The following is a 14,791-nucleotide window of genomic DNA, read 5'->3' as shown; positions in this document are numbered from 1 at the left end:
GCGCCGCGAGCTTCCCCGATCCCCACTAGCGTGGTGTGTCGTGACCACCGTGCAGTCCGGCGTCCTCCTGCGCATCGGAACACCGCCTGGCGCAACGACATGCAGACCCGTGCGACGCGAGCGGGGCGCCCTCCCGAGGCGTAGGTGGTCGGACGCCCGAACCGAGGCGGCGTGACGCTGCCGAACCCCGGAGCCGAGGGGGAAGAGGGTGAGGAGCAGCTCGACTACCGCTTCACGCTCGCCAACGAGCGCACCTTCTTGGCTTGGATGCGGACCTCGCTTGGACTGCTGGCCGGTGGCGTCGCGGTGCACACACTGGTGCAGTCGTTCCGGATCGCGGGATTGCGGCGCGCGATCGCGCTCAGCTGCCTGGTCTTGGCGGCGGTCGTCGCGATCGGCGCGTACGGGCACTGGCGGCGCATCGGCGTGGCCATGCGGCGCGGCGATCCGCTGCCGGAGACGGTGCTGGTGCCGATCCTGTCGGCGGGCATCGCGATCGTCTCGGTGCTGGCGGCGGTGGCGGTGCTGCTGCGGTGAGCGCGCCACATCTGTCCGCCGAACGCACCGCACTGGCGTGGCGGCGCACCGCCGTGTCGGCGATGGTCGTCGGCACGCTGTTCCTGCATCAGGCTCTCGGCAGCGGATGGCGCGCGGCCGCGGTCGCGCCCATCGGCGCCGCGATCGCGATGGCGGCGCTGACGGGGGCTTGTTATCTGCGCAACCGCGGTCTTCGCCGGGGCCGCTACGCCCACGGTGGTCGCGTCGTCGCCGCGACGGCCGCGGCCGTGGTCGTGGTCGCGCTGGCCGCCGCGGCGGCCGGTTCTCTCGAACCGCTGCCCTGACCGGGTGGCGGCCCAGCAAAGTTGGCCGAGACGACAGGAGGACGACAATGTGCACAGCGAGCGAGCCGAGCGGCTTCATCGTCGCGGAGCACGAGCGTGCGACCGCCGCGCTGCCATTCGCCGACACGACCGATCTGGCCGACGCCGATCGAGGCTTCGTCGCGGCGCTGGATCCCGGTGTAATCACCTCCGAAGACGGAACCGTCGTCTGGGACAACGACTCTTATTCGTTCCTGCGCGAACCCTGCCCGCCCTCGGTCCATCCGAGCCTGTGGCGGCAGTCCGGCCTCGCGGTGCGACAGGGGTTGTACGAGGTCTGCGCGGGCATCTATCAGATCCGTGGTTTCGACATCTCCAATATGACGCTGGTCGAAGGCGAGACCGGAGTCCTCGTGATCGATCCGCTGATCTCTATCGAGACCGCCGCGGCCGGTCTCGCGCTCTACCGCGCGCATCGTGGCGACCGCCCGGTGACCGGTCTGATCTACACGCATTCGCACGCCGACCATTTCGGCGGAGCCTGCGGCGTCATCACCGCCGAGGAGGTCGAGACGGGACGCTGCCCGGTGCTGGCGCCTGCCGGATTCCTGGAACACGCGGTGGCGGAGAACATCTACGCGGGCACGGCGATGGCGCGCCGTGCGGGGTACATGTACGGCGCCGTGCTACCGCGCGGTCCGCTGGGCGCGGTGGGCTCCGGGCTGGGCCAGACCACGTCGGTCGGCACGGTCACGCTGATCCCCCCGACCGTCGACATCACCGCCACCGGGGAAGAGAAGACGATCGACGGCATACGGATGGTTTTCCAGCTCACGCCCGGCACCGAAGCGCCCGCGGAGATGAATTTCCACTTCCCGGACCGTCGCGCGCTGTGCATGGCGGAGAACGCGACCCACACCCTGCACAACGTGCTCACGTTGCGCGGCGCGCTGGTGCGTGACGCGCATGTCTGGGCGAAATACCTGACCGAGGCGATCAACCTGTTCGCCCGTGACTCCGACGTCGTCTTCGCCTCGCACCATTGGCCGACCTGGGGCACCGACCGCCTGGTGGAGTTCCTCTCGCTGCAACGGGATCTGTACGGGTACCTGCACGACCAGACCGTCCGCCTGCTGAACCAGGGCTACGTGGGCGCGGAGATCGCCGAGCTGGTCGCCCTCCCGCCCGCCATCGAGGAGGCCTGGCACGCGCGCGGGTACTACGGCTCGGTCAGTCACAACGTGAAGGCTGTCTATCAGCGCTACATGGGGTGGTTCGACGGCAACCCCGCACATCTGTGGGAGCATCCGCCGGTCGAATCCGCTCGGCGGCACGTGGAATTCATGGGTGGTGCGGACGAAGTGCTCCGCAAAGCGCGGGCCTCCTACGACGCCGGGGACTACCGCTGGGTGGCGCAGGTGCTCAACTACGTCATATTCGCCGATCCGGACAACGACGGCGCGAAAGAATTGCAGGCCAGTACCTTCGAGCAACTGGGCTACGGCGCGGAGAACGCCACGTGGCGCAACTTCTATCTCAGCGGCGCCTACGAACTGCGCTACGGCTCGTTCGGCACGCCCACCAAGACCGATTCGCCCACGATGGCGGCGGCGCTGTCCATCGACCAGATTTTCGACGCCCTGGCGTTGCGCGTCGATGGCCCGAAAGCGTGGAATCATCGGCTGGTGACGGACTGGATCCTCACCGACCAGGACCGTACCCACCGGCTCGAGTTGCGCAACGGCCGCCTCACCCACTTCGACGTCGCTCCGGGCATGTCCCTGCCGGAAGCCGATGCCACCTTCACGCTGGCCAAGGAAACACTGATCCGCGTGTTGCTGGCCGGTGACGACTTCGGCGTCGCAGCGGCCGCCGGCGACATCGTCATCGAGGGAGACGTCACCAAGCTCGCCGAACTGGTCGACATCTTCGACGCCCCGGACCCCGATTTCGCGATCGTCACACCGTAGTTCGCGCTTTTCTCGTCTCGCGTCGCGGCCGAAGAAATAGCCGACCACGATCCCGGCGAGGCCCGACACCGGCGCAAGGTATTGCGTCAGTTCCTGTGCGGGCAGACCTTTGACGATGCCGAACATGACTCCGGCCACCGTGCCCGCCACCAGCGCTGCGGCGAGTCCTGCGCGGTAGCGCGCCTCCAGGATCTTGTTCTTCGCCTCCGCCTCTTCTTTGATCAGCTCGGTGCGCCGCGACTCCGCCTGCAGCTCATGATCGCGCCGAGCTCGGTCGACGGCCTCGGTGTCGGCATAGGCCGAGGCTTGGTATTCGCGCTTCGCGGTGATGTAGGTCATCATCTGGTCGAACGACAGGGACTCGACGCCCATCAGTCGAGAAGATTCGATGATCTCCTGGATCTCGGCACGGCTGTCGAGTGCCTCGCTGTAAATGGGCGAGGCCGGATCGCTGTCCACAGGGAAATTCAGCGGACTCTCGGCCATTTCGGGTTCGCCGGTCACCGGAACAGTATCGCCCCGTCGTCGCTGCCCTGCTGGTTGATCAAAGGTTCTGATACGAACCCGTTTTGGGTTATTCCGAACATACGGCCGTTGCGTGATTGTTCAATCGGACGTCGGCAATGTCGCGAGGTATCGGCCCGCAACGAAGCGCTGGGTCAGCCGCATAACGGGTCCGCCGAGCCGGGTGTACCAGGTGGCTGGGCGGGAGAACGCGACGATCAGCCCGTACACCATGTCGTCGGCGGAGTCGTACTCGACCGCGAACAATTCTTCGCCGGAGGCCGGGTGCCCGGGCAGGGTGCCGTAGGCGAAACCCCGCCGGTCGGGTTCGTCGAGGACGTACACCACGCGGCACGGAGCGGTGATCCCGAACGGACCGACTCCGAGCCGCACGGTGACGGTGGTGCCGGGCTCGGCCGTCGGAGTATCGGCGGATCGGAAGATCCCGGTGCCCTTCTGCACGCCGTAGGCCAGAATCCGGGCCCCCGCCTGCTCGAACAGCGCGCGTCCCCGGCCGATGCGCCGCCGCAACCGTAACCCGTGATAGCCCTCCGGCAGCACACCTCGGGTCGCGCCGAGTTCGGAGTACGTGAACGGCTCCAGCCCATCCGCCATGTCCTGATCTTCACCCCACGGCCCATAGTCTGGCCACCTCGTGCCGCCGACACGCCGGTCCGAGGCGACGACGCCGCGGACCGATGCGCTGCGACGCGGCGGATCGTCCGATGCCGGGCACAGGGCGCACCGGCTTGAGCCGCAGGGGAGTGAGATGCAGAAGCCCGAAGGGGTCCAGATACTCACGATTGCGGTGGGGACCGCCCTCGACGCGGGCTCCCCAGTGCAGACACACCGCCACGCATCCCAGGTGCCCGGACTCCAGCGTGCCGATCCGGGTACCTCGTCCGACCCGCCTTCCCACGGGGACTTCGGCGCGAACGGGCTCGTATGTCGTGCGCAGCCCGCCGGGGTGTTCGATGGAAACGACCGGCTTGTCGGCCACCGTTCCGGCGAAAATGACGATCCCCTCTCCCGCCGCGAGCACAGCTTGCCCCTCGGCGCCTGCCAGATCGACCCCGCGATGCCCCGGTAGCCAGTTCTGCGCGGGTTTGTCGAAGTGCCGAACCACCGCGGGGCGCGGCTGCAGGGGCCAGTCGAATCGCCCTTCGGGTCGGGCTGTCGCGGTCGGCGCCGCCGCGACGATTGCGGCGATGCCGAGAGCCAGCGCCGAAGAGGACCACCGCCGCATCGCCCTCGACCCGGTCATTCGCGCCGCGCCGGGAGGGCCGATTACGACCCGCAGAGGGGTGCGGGCGGTGCGCACAGGTCGCTACCGGAGGCGGAAATCGTCTTATGCCGGTCATCTCCACCGCCACCGAGTCCGGCTTGCCGGAAGGGCAGCGGCGCGCGACGCGGCAGGCCGGACAGGGAAGGCAGGCAGACGGAGCCCGTGCACGCCTCGAGCCCGGGTTTCGCGGCAGGCGTCTCGGCCCCGACCGGCGGCGCGGTCACAATGCCGAGCGCGAAGAACAGCGGAAGAAGAAGGGTTGTCGCGGTGGAGATCGGTTTCATGGCTCAACCCTTCCGCGGTTCCGGGGTCGCCGGGGGCTCGATCCGTGGAATGGGGATAACCCGCTCGACTGTGGAAAGCCGCCGTTCCGCCTGGTCGGAGGCTTCGGATCGGACCGATTTAGATCTGGTGCTCCGAGGTCGTAAACTGATCGAGCGGTCTGTGCGTGCATGGACCGACTTCGCGCGCCACCGTGCTTGTTCATAGCGGCGCTGTTCGAATCGAGCTCGAGACAAATTGGGTTCGCGGCAGCGTGTTCGGAACAGGGAATCGCCGGCTGGTCCCCACCTTCGTGGTCGGGTCCGACGATTGGGTGGCGCCAGGGCAGCGGATCGCCGATTCGCTGCGTCAACCGGCAAACGAAAGAGAGATACGGGAGCCATGGCTGTCGTAACCATGAAGCAGCTGCTCGACAGCGGCGCACACTTCGGACACCAGACGCGGCGCTGGAACCCGAAGATGAAGCGGTTCATCTTCACCGACCGCAACGGCATCTACATCATCGACCTGCAGCAGACGCTGACCTACATCGACAAGGCCTACGAGTTCGTCAAGGAGACCGTCGCCCACGGTGGCACCGTCCTCTTCGTCGGCACCAAGAAGCAGGCCCAGGAGTCGATCGCGGCCGAGGCGACTCGCGTCGGGATGCCCTACGTCAACCAGCGCTGGCTGGGCGGCATGCTCACCAACTTCTCCACCGTGCACAAGCGTCTGCAGCGCCTCAAGGAGCTCGAGGCCATGGAGCAGACCGGTGGCTTCGAGGGTCGCACCAAGAAGGAAATCCTCATGCTGACGCGTGAGATGAACAAGCTGGAGCGCACCCTCGGCGGTATCCGCGACATGCAGAAGGTGCCCTCGGCCATCTGGGTCGTCGACACCAACAAGGAGCACATCGCCGTCGGCGAGGCGCGCAAGCTGAACATCCCGGTCATCGCGATCCTGGACACCAACTGCGACCCCGACCTGGTCGACTACCCGATCCCAGGCAACGACGACGCGATCCGCTCCGCCGCCCTGCTGACCAAGGTCGTCGCCTCCGCGGTGGCCGAGGGCGTGCAGGCGCGCGCCGGTCTGTCCTCGGGCGACGAGAAGCCGGAGGCGGGCGCGGGCGAGCCGCTGGCCGAGTGGGAGCAGGAGCTGCTCGCGCAGGCCGCGCCCGGCGCCGAGGCCGCAGAGACCTCCGCCGAGGCCTGAGCGGACTCGTAACCAGCTGTTTCGGCGGCGATCACGAGCCAGTGCCATCGTGATCGCCGCTGTCAACATCCACACTTCTCCAAAGGAGGCTCGCCGAGAATGGCGAACTACACCGCTGCCGACGTGAAGCGGCTCCGGGAGCTGACCGGCTCCGGCATGATGGATTGTAAGAACGCGCTGGCCGAGACCGACGGTGACTTCGACAAGGCCGTCGAGCTGCTGCGCATCAAGGGCGCGAAGGACGTCGGCAAGCGTGCCGAGCGCACCACCGCCGAAGGCCTGGTCGCCGCCAAGGACGGCGTCATGGTCGAGATCAACTCCGAGACCGACTTCGTCGCGAAGAACGCGGAGTTCCAGCAGCTGGCCGAGCAGGTCGTCGCCGCGGCGGCGTCCGCCAAGCCGGGCGACCTGGACACGCTGAAGGCCCTCGACCTGGGCGGCAAGACCGTCGACGAGGCTGTGCAGGCGCTCGCCGCGAAGATCGGCGAGAAGCTCGAGCTGCGCCGCGTCATCTCGCTGAACGGCCCGGTCGCCACCTACCTGCACAAGCGTGCCTCCGACCTGCCGCCCGCCGTCGGCGTGCTGGTCGAGTACACCGGTGAGGGCGACGCCGCGGCCGAGGCCGCTCGCGCAGCCGCCATGCAGGTCGCCGCGCTCAAGGCCAAGTACGTGACCCGCGACGAGGTTCCCGCCGATCTCGTGGAGAACGAGCGCCGCATCGCCGAGCAGACCGCTCGCGAGGAGGGCAAGCCCGAGGCTGCGCTGCCGAAGATCACCGAGGGCCGGGTCAACGGCTTCTTCAAGGACGTCGTGCTGCTCGAGCAGCCGTCGGTCACCGATTCGAAGAAGACCGTCAAGGCTCTGCTGGACGAGGCCGGTGTCACTGTCACCCGCTTCGCCCGCTTCGAGGTCGGCGCGAACTGAGTTTCGCCGCACCTTCAGCGTGCAGGCCCCCCGCCGACCGAACGAACGCCGGTTGACGGGGGGCCTTCTGCTGCCGCTCCAACCGAATAAGGCAGGATAGATGCCGCTCTGCCTTGCTCTACGTCACAGGCGCCTGCCGTGAGCAACGAATCGCCGGAAGAACGACAATCCCTCGCCGAAGGAGACTGGAGACCCATGACGGACCCGGGGACCGATCGCCCAGGATATCGCCGGGTACTGCTGAAACTCGGCGGAGAGATGTTCGGCGGCGGGAAGGTCGGACTCGACCCGGACGTGGTGCAGACGGTGGCCGAGCAGATCGCCGAGGTGGTCGCCACCGGCGTCCAGGTGGCCGTGGTGATCGGCGGCGGGAACTTCTTCCGCGGCGCCGAACTCGAGGAGCGCGGCATGGAACGCGCGCGCTCGGACTACATGGGCATGCTCGGCACGGTGATGAACAGCCTTGCGCTGCAAGACTTTCTGCAGCAGCAAGGCGTGGACACCCGGGTGCAGACCGCGATCACCATGGGCCAGGTCGCCGAGCCCTACCTTCCGCTGCGCGCCAAGCGGCATCTGGAGAAGGGCCGCGTGGTCATCTTCGGAGCGGGCATGGGCATGCCGTACTTCTCCACCGACACCACCGCCGCGCAGCGCGCGCTGGAGATCGGCGCGGACGTGGTCTTGATGGCCAAGGCGGTCGATGGAGTGTTCACCGCCGACCCGCGCGTCGACGAGACCGCGACCATGTACACCGAGATCACCCACAAAGAGGTCATCGAGCGCGACCTCAAGGTCGCGGACGCGACCGCCTTCAGCTTGTGCATGGACAACCAGATGCCGATTCTGGTGTTCAATTTGTTGACCAAGGGCAATATCGCCCGCGCGGTCGCCGGTGAGAAGATCGGCACACTGGTTCGGTCCTGATACCCGCGGACCGCGGATCATGACATGACGACGCTGTGGAGGAAACGGTCGTGATTGAAGAAGCGCTCTTCGACGCCGAGGAGAAGATGGAGAAGGCCGTCTCGGTGGCGAAGGACGATCTCGGAACCATTCGCACCGGTCGCGCGAACCCGGGCATGTTCTCCCGGGTCGTGGTCGACTACTACGGATCGCCGACCCCGATCACCCAGATGTCCAGCATCACGGTGCCGGAGCCGCGCATGGTCGTGATCAAGCCCTACGAGGCGGCCCAGCTCGGGCCGATCGAGACCGCGATCCGCAATTCGGATCTCGGCGTCAACCCCACCAACAACGGGGACATCATCCGCATCTCGGTGCCGCAGCTGACCGAGGAGCGCCGTCGTGAGCTCGCCAAGCAGGCGAGAGGCAAGGGCGAGGACGCCAAGGTCGCCATTCGCAATGTCCGTCGCAAGGCGATGGACGAACTGGGCCGCATCCAGAAAGATGGCGAGGCGGGCGAGGACGAGGTCGGGCGTGCCGAGAAGGAGCTCGACAAGACCACCGCCAAGTATGTCGGCCAGATCGATGAACTGGTCAAGCACAAGGAAGCCGAACTGCTCGAGGTCTGACGCGGATCGGTCGGTAGGCGTGACCGGGCCCGGAGGAGGCCCAAGTCACCGCGAGTGCCGCCCGTGACAGCGCCGAGGCCCGCCCGGGCGGGGGACGAACGGAACGACGAGTTGAGCGACGGGACAATCGTGGCCGAGAACGCCGCCGCGACCGGTGCGGCAGAGGAGCCGCCGGTGAACGGAACAGCCGATGCGACGCGACAGCACGCGCACGATGCTGGTGCTTCCGGTTATGAACGGTTAGGCGGTCCCGCGAATCCCGCCGCGGCGCACACCGCACCCGCCTCGAGTGGTTCGCGGGCGGGTCGCAATCTGCCCGCCGCGCTGGCCGTCGGCTTCGGCCTCGGTCTCTCGCTGATCGCGATCCTGCTGTTCGTGCCGAAGGTGTTCATCGGCGTCGCGGCGGCCGGGGTCGGCGTGGCCACCTGGGAGGTCGCCAAGCGCCTGCGCGAGGCCGATGTGCTCGTCCCGCGGATTCCACTGATCGTGGGCGGCCAAGCGGTGTTCTGGCTGGGCTGGCCGTACGGCGCCAGCGGTGTCGCGGGCGCGTTCGCCGCGACCACGCTGATCTGCATGGCGTGGCGGCTGTTCGACCACGGCTTACGGACAGCTCCACGAAACTTCTTGCGCGACACCGCTATCACGGTGTTCACGCTGGCCTGGATTCCGCTGCTCGCCTCGTTCGCCACCCTGCTGCTGCTCGAGCCGGACGGCAACCTGCGGGTGCTGACCTTCATGATCCTGGTGGTCTGCTCCGACGTCGGCGGTTATGTGGCGGGCGTGCTGTTCGGCAAGCATCCGATGGTTCCCTCGATCAGCCCGAAGAAGTCGTGGGAGGGTTTCGGCGGCTCGCTGGTGTTCAGTGTGATCGGCGGTCTGCTCACGGTGACGCTCCTGTTGGATGCCAACTCGATGATCGGCGTCGTGCTCGGCGTCGGCCTGGTGCTGGTGGCCACTTGCGGCGATCTGATCGAATCGCAGATCAAGCGCGAACTCGGCATCAAGGACATGGGCACGCTGCTGCCGGGCCACGGCGGCATCATGGACCGCCTCGACTCCATGCTCCCGTCGGCGTTCGTCTCCTGGCTGGTGCTGTCCACGCTGCTGTGATCCGGCGCGTCAGACCTTCTTGGCCGCGCGGCGCAGCTGCAGGATGCGCACGCCGCCCACCGAGGCCATGACGAGCGCGCCGCCGATCATCGACAGCAGCACGGTGACGCCGAGTGGCAGCGAGAAGTCCCAGAAGAAGAAGTGCACTTGCACCTGCTCGAGGTTCTGCACGATGAAGATCAGCAACAGGACCAGGATCAAGACGCCTGCGACGAGTCCGGTCCAGGCGTAACCGGCGCGCGAGGCGAGAGACTTCTTGGCCGGGACGGCGGGCGGAACGACCGGCGGGGCGCCCGGGGGCGTCGTGCGCTGACGCTGTGACAGGTCCGGATCCGGTTCCGGCGGGTGTTCGGCATGCGTGGACATATCTCGATCATGGCCGACGGCTATCAGGCCCGCACGCATTTCCTCGGGACGAACCGGGCATGTCGAGCCGTGCGTACGTGGTCGAGTGCGCGGGTGTCTGCCGCGGATGGGAGAATGGAACGATTATGACCGTCTCCCTGCCCCTGGTTTTCGACGCTCCGCGCCGTGGCATGCCGCCGCGTCATCTCGCCGACCTCGACGCCGATGGCAGGCGCGCGGCCATCGAGGAGCTGGGCCTGCCGAAGTTCCGTGCCGATCAGATCGCCCGGCAGTACTACGCGCGATTGCAGGCCGATCCGGCGCGGATGACGGATCTGCCCGCCGCGGTCCGGGAGAAGATCGGCGAGGCGCTGTTCCCGCCGCTGCTCGACGTGGTCAAGCATGTCGCGTGTGACGAGGGGGAGACGCGCAAGACGCTCTGGCGTGCGGGCGACGGCACGCTGCTGGAAAGCGTGCTCATGCGCTACCCCGATCGCGCGACCCTGTGCATCTCCAGCCAGGCCGGTTGCGGCATGGCGTGCCCGTTCTGTGCCACCGGCCAAGGTGGGCTGAACCGCAACCTGTCCACCGCGGAGATCGTCGACCAGGTGCGTGCCGCGGCCGCCGCGCTGCGGGACGGGGAAGTGGCCGGTGGGCCGGGCAGACTGTCCAACATCGTCTTCATGGGCATGGGGGAGCCGCTGGCGAACTACAAGCGGGTGGTCGCCGCGGTCCGCCGGATCACCTCGCCCGCGCCGGACGGACTCGGTATCTCCCAGCGCAATGTCGTGGTCTCGACCGTCGGGCTGGCTCCGGCCATCCGCAAACTGGCCGACGAGGGATTGTCGGTGACGCTCGCGGTCTCGCTGCACACGCCCGACGACGAACTGCGCGACACCCTGGTTCCGGTGAACAACCGCTGGCCGGTCGCGGAGGTGCTCGACGCGGCCCGCTACTACGCCGACAAGACCGGCCGCCGCGTCTCGGTCGAATACGCGCTCATCCGGGACATCAACGACCATCCGTGGCGCGCGGACCTGTTGGGCGAGAAGCTGCACAAGGCGCTCGGCTCCCGGGTCCACGTCAACGTCATCCCGCTCAACCCGACTCCGGGCTCCAAGTGGGATGCCAGCCCCAAGCCGGTCGAGCAAGAGTTCGTCCGCCGCGTCAACGCCAAGGGCGTGCCCTGCACGGTCCGCGACACCCGCGGCCAAGAGATCGCCGCCGCCTGCGGGCAGTTGGCCGCGGAGAACTGAAATACTCGGCTCGCATGATGGGTGGCGGCGCAGCCTCGCGCCGCCCATTGCAGGGCGAGCGTTTCCCCGACGGAAGCGCTAGCCGCGGTTCTTCGCCGGACGGTTGGTGGCGGCGCGACGTTCGGCTTCCTTCGTCTTGATGCGCTCGTTCTCCGCGCGGACCGCGGCGTAGTTCTCCCGCTCGCGCACGAGCCACTCCGGCGGGTCGGCGAGCAGGGCGTCGATCTCGTCGACCGTGAGGTGGTCGGAGACCCCGGCGCGGGTCAAGCCGGTGTTGGAGACACCGAGTTTGCGTGCCACCACATCGCGCGGAAACGGGCCGGTGCGGCGCAGTTCGGTGAGCCATTCGGGGGGATCGTCGCGCAGCGCGTCGAGCTGGGTGCGCGAGATCGGCGCGCTGCGGAACTCCTCGGGTGCGGCCGGAAGGTAGATGCCGAGCTTGTTCGCCGCCGTCAACGGCTTCATCATCTGCGGTTTCTTGTCCGGGCTCACCGACCCAGCTTACTGGGCGGCGCGGCGGGGCCCGACCGCGCGGTGGCATACGCTTCCACGAATGAGCCCGTTGGAGTCGATCGATGTCGTGCGCCTGCGCTGGTTCGTCGCGGTCGCGCAGGAGTTGCACTTCGCGCGCGCGGCGAAGGCGCTGCACATCTCGCGGCAGAAGCTCAGCCATACCGTCATCGACTTGGAAAACGAACTCGGCACAAAGCTTTTCGTGCCCGGCGCGCAACCGACCCAGCTCACCGACGACGGCCGCGAATTGCTGGAGCGGGCCCGCGAGGTCATCGCGCGCGCCGAGGCGGCGGCGCAGCGGAACGAACCGGAGGCATCGGCCGTCCTGCGGGTGGGTTTCGTGCCGGGCGTCACGGTGTCCAAATGGACCCGGATCTGGGCCGAGCGGTTCCCGGACATCCCGCTCGAGGTGAGCGCGCTGGCGCAGGCGGATCAGGAGGCGGCTCTCCGTGCGGGGAGCGTGGACATGTGCTTCGTCCGGCTGCCGATCGACCCCGAAGGCATGAGCGCGATCCCGCTCTACCGTGAGGTCCCGGTCGTGGTGGTGCAGAAGGAACACCCGCTGTCGGTGTTCGACGAGGTGCGCATGGCCGACCTGGCCGACGAGCGTCTCCAGGACACCTCGGACGTCGACGCGGTCGGCGGCGCGCTGGAGCTGGTCGCGGCGGCCGGCGGCGCGGCGATCGTGCCGCACTCGCTCGCTCGCCTGCATCATCGCCGCGACCTCGTCTACCGTCCGATGCTCGACGTTCCCGACACGGAGGTCGCGCTGGCCTGGCCGGCCGGCCGCACCACGGATCTGGTCGAGGAGTTCGTCGGCGTCGTCCGTGGCCGTTCCGAGCGCAGTTCCCGCAGCCAGGCCCGAGCCGACAAGGACGAGTCGCGCAAGAAGCCCCCGGCCAAGAAGGTGGCTGGTCGTCCGGCCCCGGCCAAGAAGAAACCTGCCCGACGCCGCGGACGCTAGCGATCCGTCCGGCGACGGCGCGAACCCGGCCCGGGTTCGCGCCGCCCGGCGATCAGCTCTTGCAGACTCGGTTCAGCTCGTCCGTCGCGGCGTCCATGCTCGTGACCTTGTCGTCGGTCAGAGCGCGGGCATAGGCGGCGATGGCTTCCTTCTCCGCGCCGTCGGCCTGGATGGCCGCGAGCTTGGCGGCGAGGGACTGCTGCACGGTCGGGTCCAGATTCCCGCCCGACTCGTCGATGGCGGCGTTGATCGCGTCGACGGCCGCGCCGCACGCCGGTGACTGGGCATACGCGGGAGCGGCGGGCGACAACAGCAGCGAGCCGAACGCACTCGCGGCGAGCAGGGCGGCCGAGCAGATCTTGATCATTGCGTCCTAAGTAGTCGTGCGAACAGAAACCGAGGTCCGCGACCCGGCTGGGACGCGGACCTCGGACGCACACGGTACCGGGCCGCAGCCCGCGGTACAGAACGAATGAAATTGTGCGAGACGACTTTTCGGCTAGCGCGGCTTGCGCTGGAGCACCGAGTCGCGGATCAGGATGCCCGCGATCAGGACGGCGAAGCCGACGAGGAAGATGTCCTCGATCTTGCCCTTGTGGTTGCCGACCAGCATGGCCAGCAGGATCAGCGCGACGATCCAGCCCGCGATCCGGAAGGTACGACGCGACTCGCCGCTCCAGCCCCAAGCGGCGGAGGGAACTTCGGCGGGATCCACGCGAGTGACGACGCGCTCGGTTTCGACGTGTTCGAGTTCCGTGGCGGCCACGATCGCTCCTTAGCTGTTACTTGTACCGCGATTCCGGTACGCACTCGATGAGCTGCTGCCGCATATCGTGACATACGACGGTGCGTCGTTGTAAGTCGGCCCGCGCCGGTCGAACACGTTCCCGAGGTAGGACACAATGAAGGCGTGTCCGACATCGTGAGAGTCCTGCTGCTGGGCAGCACCGGATCCATTGGCACCCAAGCGCTCGAGGTGATCGCCGCCAATCCCGACCGCTTCGAGGTGGTCGGACTCGCCGCGCGCGGCGGCAACACCGAGCTGCTCGCCGCCCAGATGGCCGCCACGGGCACACGCAATGTGGCCGTGGCCGATCCGGCCGCGGCCCAGCGGCTGGACCTGCCGCTGGGCGGCCCGGGCGCGGTGACCGAGCTGGTGCGCCGCACCGAGGCGGACGTCGTGCTGAACGCCCTGGTCGGCTCGCTCGGGCTGGAGCCGACCCTGGCCACCCTCCAGTCCGGTACGCGCCTGGCGCTGGCCAACAAGGAATCGCTGGTCGCGGGCGGGTCCCTGGTCACCCGCGCCGCCGTCCCCGGACAGATCGTCCCGGTCGACTCGGAGCACTCCGCGCTGGCACAGTGCCTGCGCGGCGGTCGCGCCGACGAGGTCGACCGGCTGGTGCTGACCGCCTCCGGCGGCCCGTTCCGCGGCTGGACCGCCGAGATGCTGGAGTCGGTCGAGCCCGCCGAGGCCAAAGCGCATCCCACCTGGTCGATGGGTTTGATGAACACCCTGAACTCGGCGTCCCTGGTGAACAAGGGGCTCGAGTTGATCGAGACGCACCTGCTGTTCGGCGTGCCCTACGACCGCATCGACGTCACCGTGCACCCGCAATCGATCGTGCACTCGATGGTCACCTTCACCGACGGCTCCACGCTCGCCCAGGCCAGCCCGCCGGACATGAAGCTGCCCATCGCGCTGGCGCTCGGCTGGCCGGACCGGGTGCCCGGCGCGGCCGCGGCCTGCGATTTCGGCACCGCGTCCACCTGGACGTTCGAACCGGTCGACAACGACGTCTTCCCCGCGGTCGAACTCGCGCGCGCGGCCGGCGAGGCCGGCGGCAGTGTCACCGCGGTCTACAACGCCGCCAACGAGGTCGCGGTGCAGGCTTTCCTGGACGGCGCCCTCCGTTTCCCGCAGATCGTCGGCACGGTGGCCGCCGCGGTGGAGGCGGCCCAGCAGTGGCGCGCGGAGCCGGAATCGCTCGACGAAGTCCTCGCCGCGGACACCTGGGCGCGGGAGTTCGCCGCCGCCCGGGTACGCGGCTGACGCCAGTCGGCGCCGGATCGGACGCGCGAAGCGGCGGCGTC

General features: G+C 68.2%; 18 protein-coding genes. 11 read left to right on the top strand and 7 right to left on the bottom strand.

From position 1 onward, the window contains the following. Positions 1–171: 171 nt before the first annotated feature. Genes ACWEH3_RS06860 through ACWEH3_RS06850 form a run of 3 tightly spaced genes read left to right on the top strand, consistent with a single transcriptional unit; the run spans position 172 to position 2,791 of the window. Positions 172–537, top strand: a complete 366-nt coding sequence (locus ACWEH3_RS06860; RefSeq protein WP_450018217.1) for a YidH family protein — start codon at positions 172–174, stop codon at positions 535–537. Further along, positions 534–842, top strand: coding sequence for a DUF202 domain-containing protein (locus ACWEH3_RS06855; RefSeq protein ID WP_450018215.1), 309 nt, complete (start codon positions 534–536; stop codon positions 840–842). Before ACWEH3_RS06860 ends, ACWEH3_RS06855 begins: the two co-directional genes overlap by 4 nt. Positions 843–889: 47 nt before the next feature. Further along, positions 890–2,791, top strand: coding sequence for an alkyl/aryl-sulfatase (locus ACWEH3_RS06850; protein WP_450018213.1), 1,902 nt, complete (start codon positions 890–892; stop codon positions 2,789–2,791). A gap of 606 nt (positions 2,792–3,397) precedes the next feature. On the opposite strand, the gene ACWEH3_RS06845 is transcribed toward ACWEH3_RS06850, so the two are convergent. Genes ACWEH3_RS06845 through ACWEH3_RS06835 form a run of 3 tightly spaced genes read right to left on the bottom strand, consistent with a single transcriptional unit; the run spans position 3,398 to position 4,864 of the window. Further along, complete coding sequence (locus tag ACWEH3_RS06845) at positions 3,398–3,910, bottom strand: DUF1990 family protein (protein WP_450018211.1); 513 nt, start codon at positions 3,908–3,910, stop codon at positions 3,398–3,400. A gap of 10 nt (positions 3,911–3,920) precedes the next feature. After that, complete coding sequence (locus ACWEH3_RS06840; RefSeq protein ID WP_450018209.1) at positions 3,921–4,559, bottom strand: M23 family metallopeptidase; 639 nt, start codon at positions 4,557–4,559, stop codon at positions 3,921–3,923. A 23-nt stretch (positions 4,560–4,582) separates the two neighbouring features. Further along, a complete protein-coding gene (locus tag ACWEH3_RS06835) occupies positions 4,583–4,864 on the bottom strand; it encodes a hypothetical protein (protein ID WP_450018207.1) in 282 nt (93 codons plus the stop codon). Between the two features lie 379 nt (positions 4,865–5,243). On the opposite strand from ACWEH3_RS06835, the gene rpsB reads away from it, so the two are divergent. The 5 genes from rpsB to ACWEH3_RS06810 all read left to right on the top strand — a co-directional run bounded on the left by rpsB (position 5,244) and on the right by ACWEH3_RS06810 (position 9,622). After that, entirely contained in the window at positions 5,244–6,056 is an 813-nt protein-coding gene (gene rpsB / locus ACWEH3_RS06830; protein ID WP_355069923.1) for a 30S ribosomal protein S2, read from the top strand. Positions 6,057–6,155: 99 nt separating this feature from the next. Beyond that, positions 6,156–6,980 carry a translation elongation factor Ts gene (gene tsf, locus ACWEH3_RS06825; RefSeq protein WP_355069925.1) on the top strand — a complete coding sequence of 275 codons (825 nt, stop codon included), beginning with the start codon at positions 6,156–6,158 and terminating at the stop codon, positions 6,978–6,980. Between the two features lie 195 nt (positions 6,981–7,175). Continuing rightward, on the top strand, positions 7,176–7,904 hold the full coding sequence (gene pyrH, locus ACWEH3_RS06820) for a UMP kinase (RefSeq protein WP_039799499.1): 729 nt from the start codon (positions 7,176–7,178) through the stop codon (positions 7,902–7,904). A 50-nt stretch (positions 7,905–7,954) separates the two neighbouring features. After that, positions 7,955–8,512 carry a ribosome recycling factor gene (gene frr, locus ACWEH3_RS06815; protein ID WP_355069927.1) on the top strand — a complete coding sequence of 186 codons (558 nt, stop codon included), beginning with the start codon at positions 7,955–7,957 and terminating at the stop codon, positions 8,510–8,512. Between the two features lie 111 nt (positions 8,513–8,623). After that, a complete protein-coding gene (locus ACWEH3_RS06810) occupies positions 8,624–9,622 on the top strand; it encodes a phosphatidate cytidylyltransferase (protein ID WP_450018204.1) in 999 nt (332 codons plus the stop codon). A gap of 9 nt (positions 9,623–9,631) precedes the next feature. Here the strand turns inward: ACWEH3_RS06810 and ACWEH3_RS06805 are convergent, their stop codons facing one another. Beyond that, entirely contained in the window at positions 9,632–9,988 is a 357-nt protein-coding gene (locus tag ACWEH3_RS06805) for a LapA family protein (protein ID WP_450018202.1), read from the bottom strand. Positions 9,989–10,113: 125 nt separating this feature from the next. Between ACWEH3_RS06805 and rlmN the strand changes: the two genes are divergently transcribed. Beyond that, entirely contained in the window at positions 10,114–11,223 is a 1,110-nt protein-coding gene (rlmN, locus tag ACWEH3_RS06800) for a 23S rRNA (adenine(2503)-C(2))-methyltransferase RlmN (protein ID WP_450018200.1), read from the top strand. 78 nt (positions 11,224–11,301) lie between these two features. On the opposite strand, the gene ACWEH3_RS06795 is transcribed toward rlmN, so the two are convergent. Continuing rightward, entirely contained in the window at positions 11,302–11,715 is a 414-nt protein-coding gene (locus tag ACWEH3_RS06795) for a DUF5997 family protein (RefSeq protein ID WP_450018198.1), read from the bottom strand. Between the two features lie 61 nt (positions 11,716–11,776). On the opposite strand from ACWEH3_RS06795, the gene ACWEH3_RS06790 reads away from it, so the two are divergent. Beyond that, a complete protein-coding gene (locus ACWEH3_RS06790; protein WP_452358281.1) occupies positions 11,777–12,700 on the top strand; it encodes a LysR family transcriptional regulator in 924 nt (307 codons plus the stop codon). 52 nt (positions 12,701–12,752) lie between these two features. Here the strand turns inward: ACWEH3_RS06790 and ACWEH3_RS06785 are convergent, their stop codons facing one another. Together ACWEH3_RS06785 and ACWEH3_RS06780 are read right to left on the bottom strand one after the other, a co-directional pair. After that, on the bottom strand, positions 12,753–13,067 hold the full coding sequence (locus ACWEH3_RS06785) for a hypothetical protein (protein ID WP_450019270.1): 315 nt from the start codon (positions 13,065–13,067) through the stop codon (positions 12,753–12,755). Positions 13,068–13,199: 132 nt separating this feature from the next. Beyond that, the gene (locus ACWEH3_RS06780; protein WP_355069939.1) at positions 13,200–13,466 is read right to left on the bottom strand and encodes a DUF2631 domain-containing protein; all 267 of its coding nucleotides are present in this window, start codon (positions 13,464–13,466) and stop codon (positions 13,200–13,202) included. Between the two features lie 144 nt (positions 13,467–13,610). Between ACWEH3_RS06780 and dxr the strand changes: the two genes are divergently transcribed. Then, the gene (gene dxr, locus ACWEH3_RS06775) at positions 13,611–14,750 is read left to right on the top strand and encodes a 1-deoxy-D-xylulose-5-phosphate reductoisomerase (RefSeq protein WP_450019268.1); all 1,140 of its coding nucleotides are present in this window, start codon (positions 13,611–13,613) and stop codon (positions 14,748–14,750) included. Positions 14,751–14,791 lie beyond the last annotated feature (41 nt).

Source organism: Nocardia sp. NPDC004718 (genome assembly GCF_053601535.1).
Note: the sequence above shows the minus strand (reverse complement) of the source record. Positions and strands in the feature narration are given on the sequence as shown.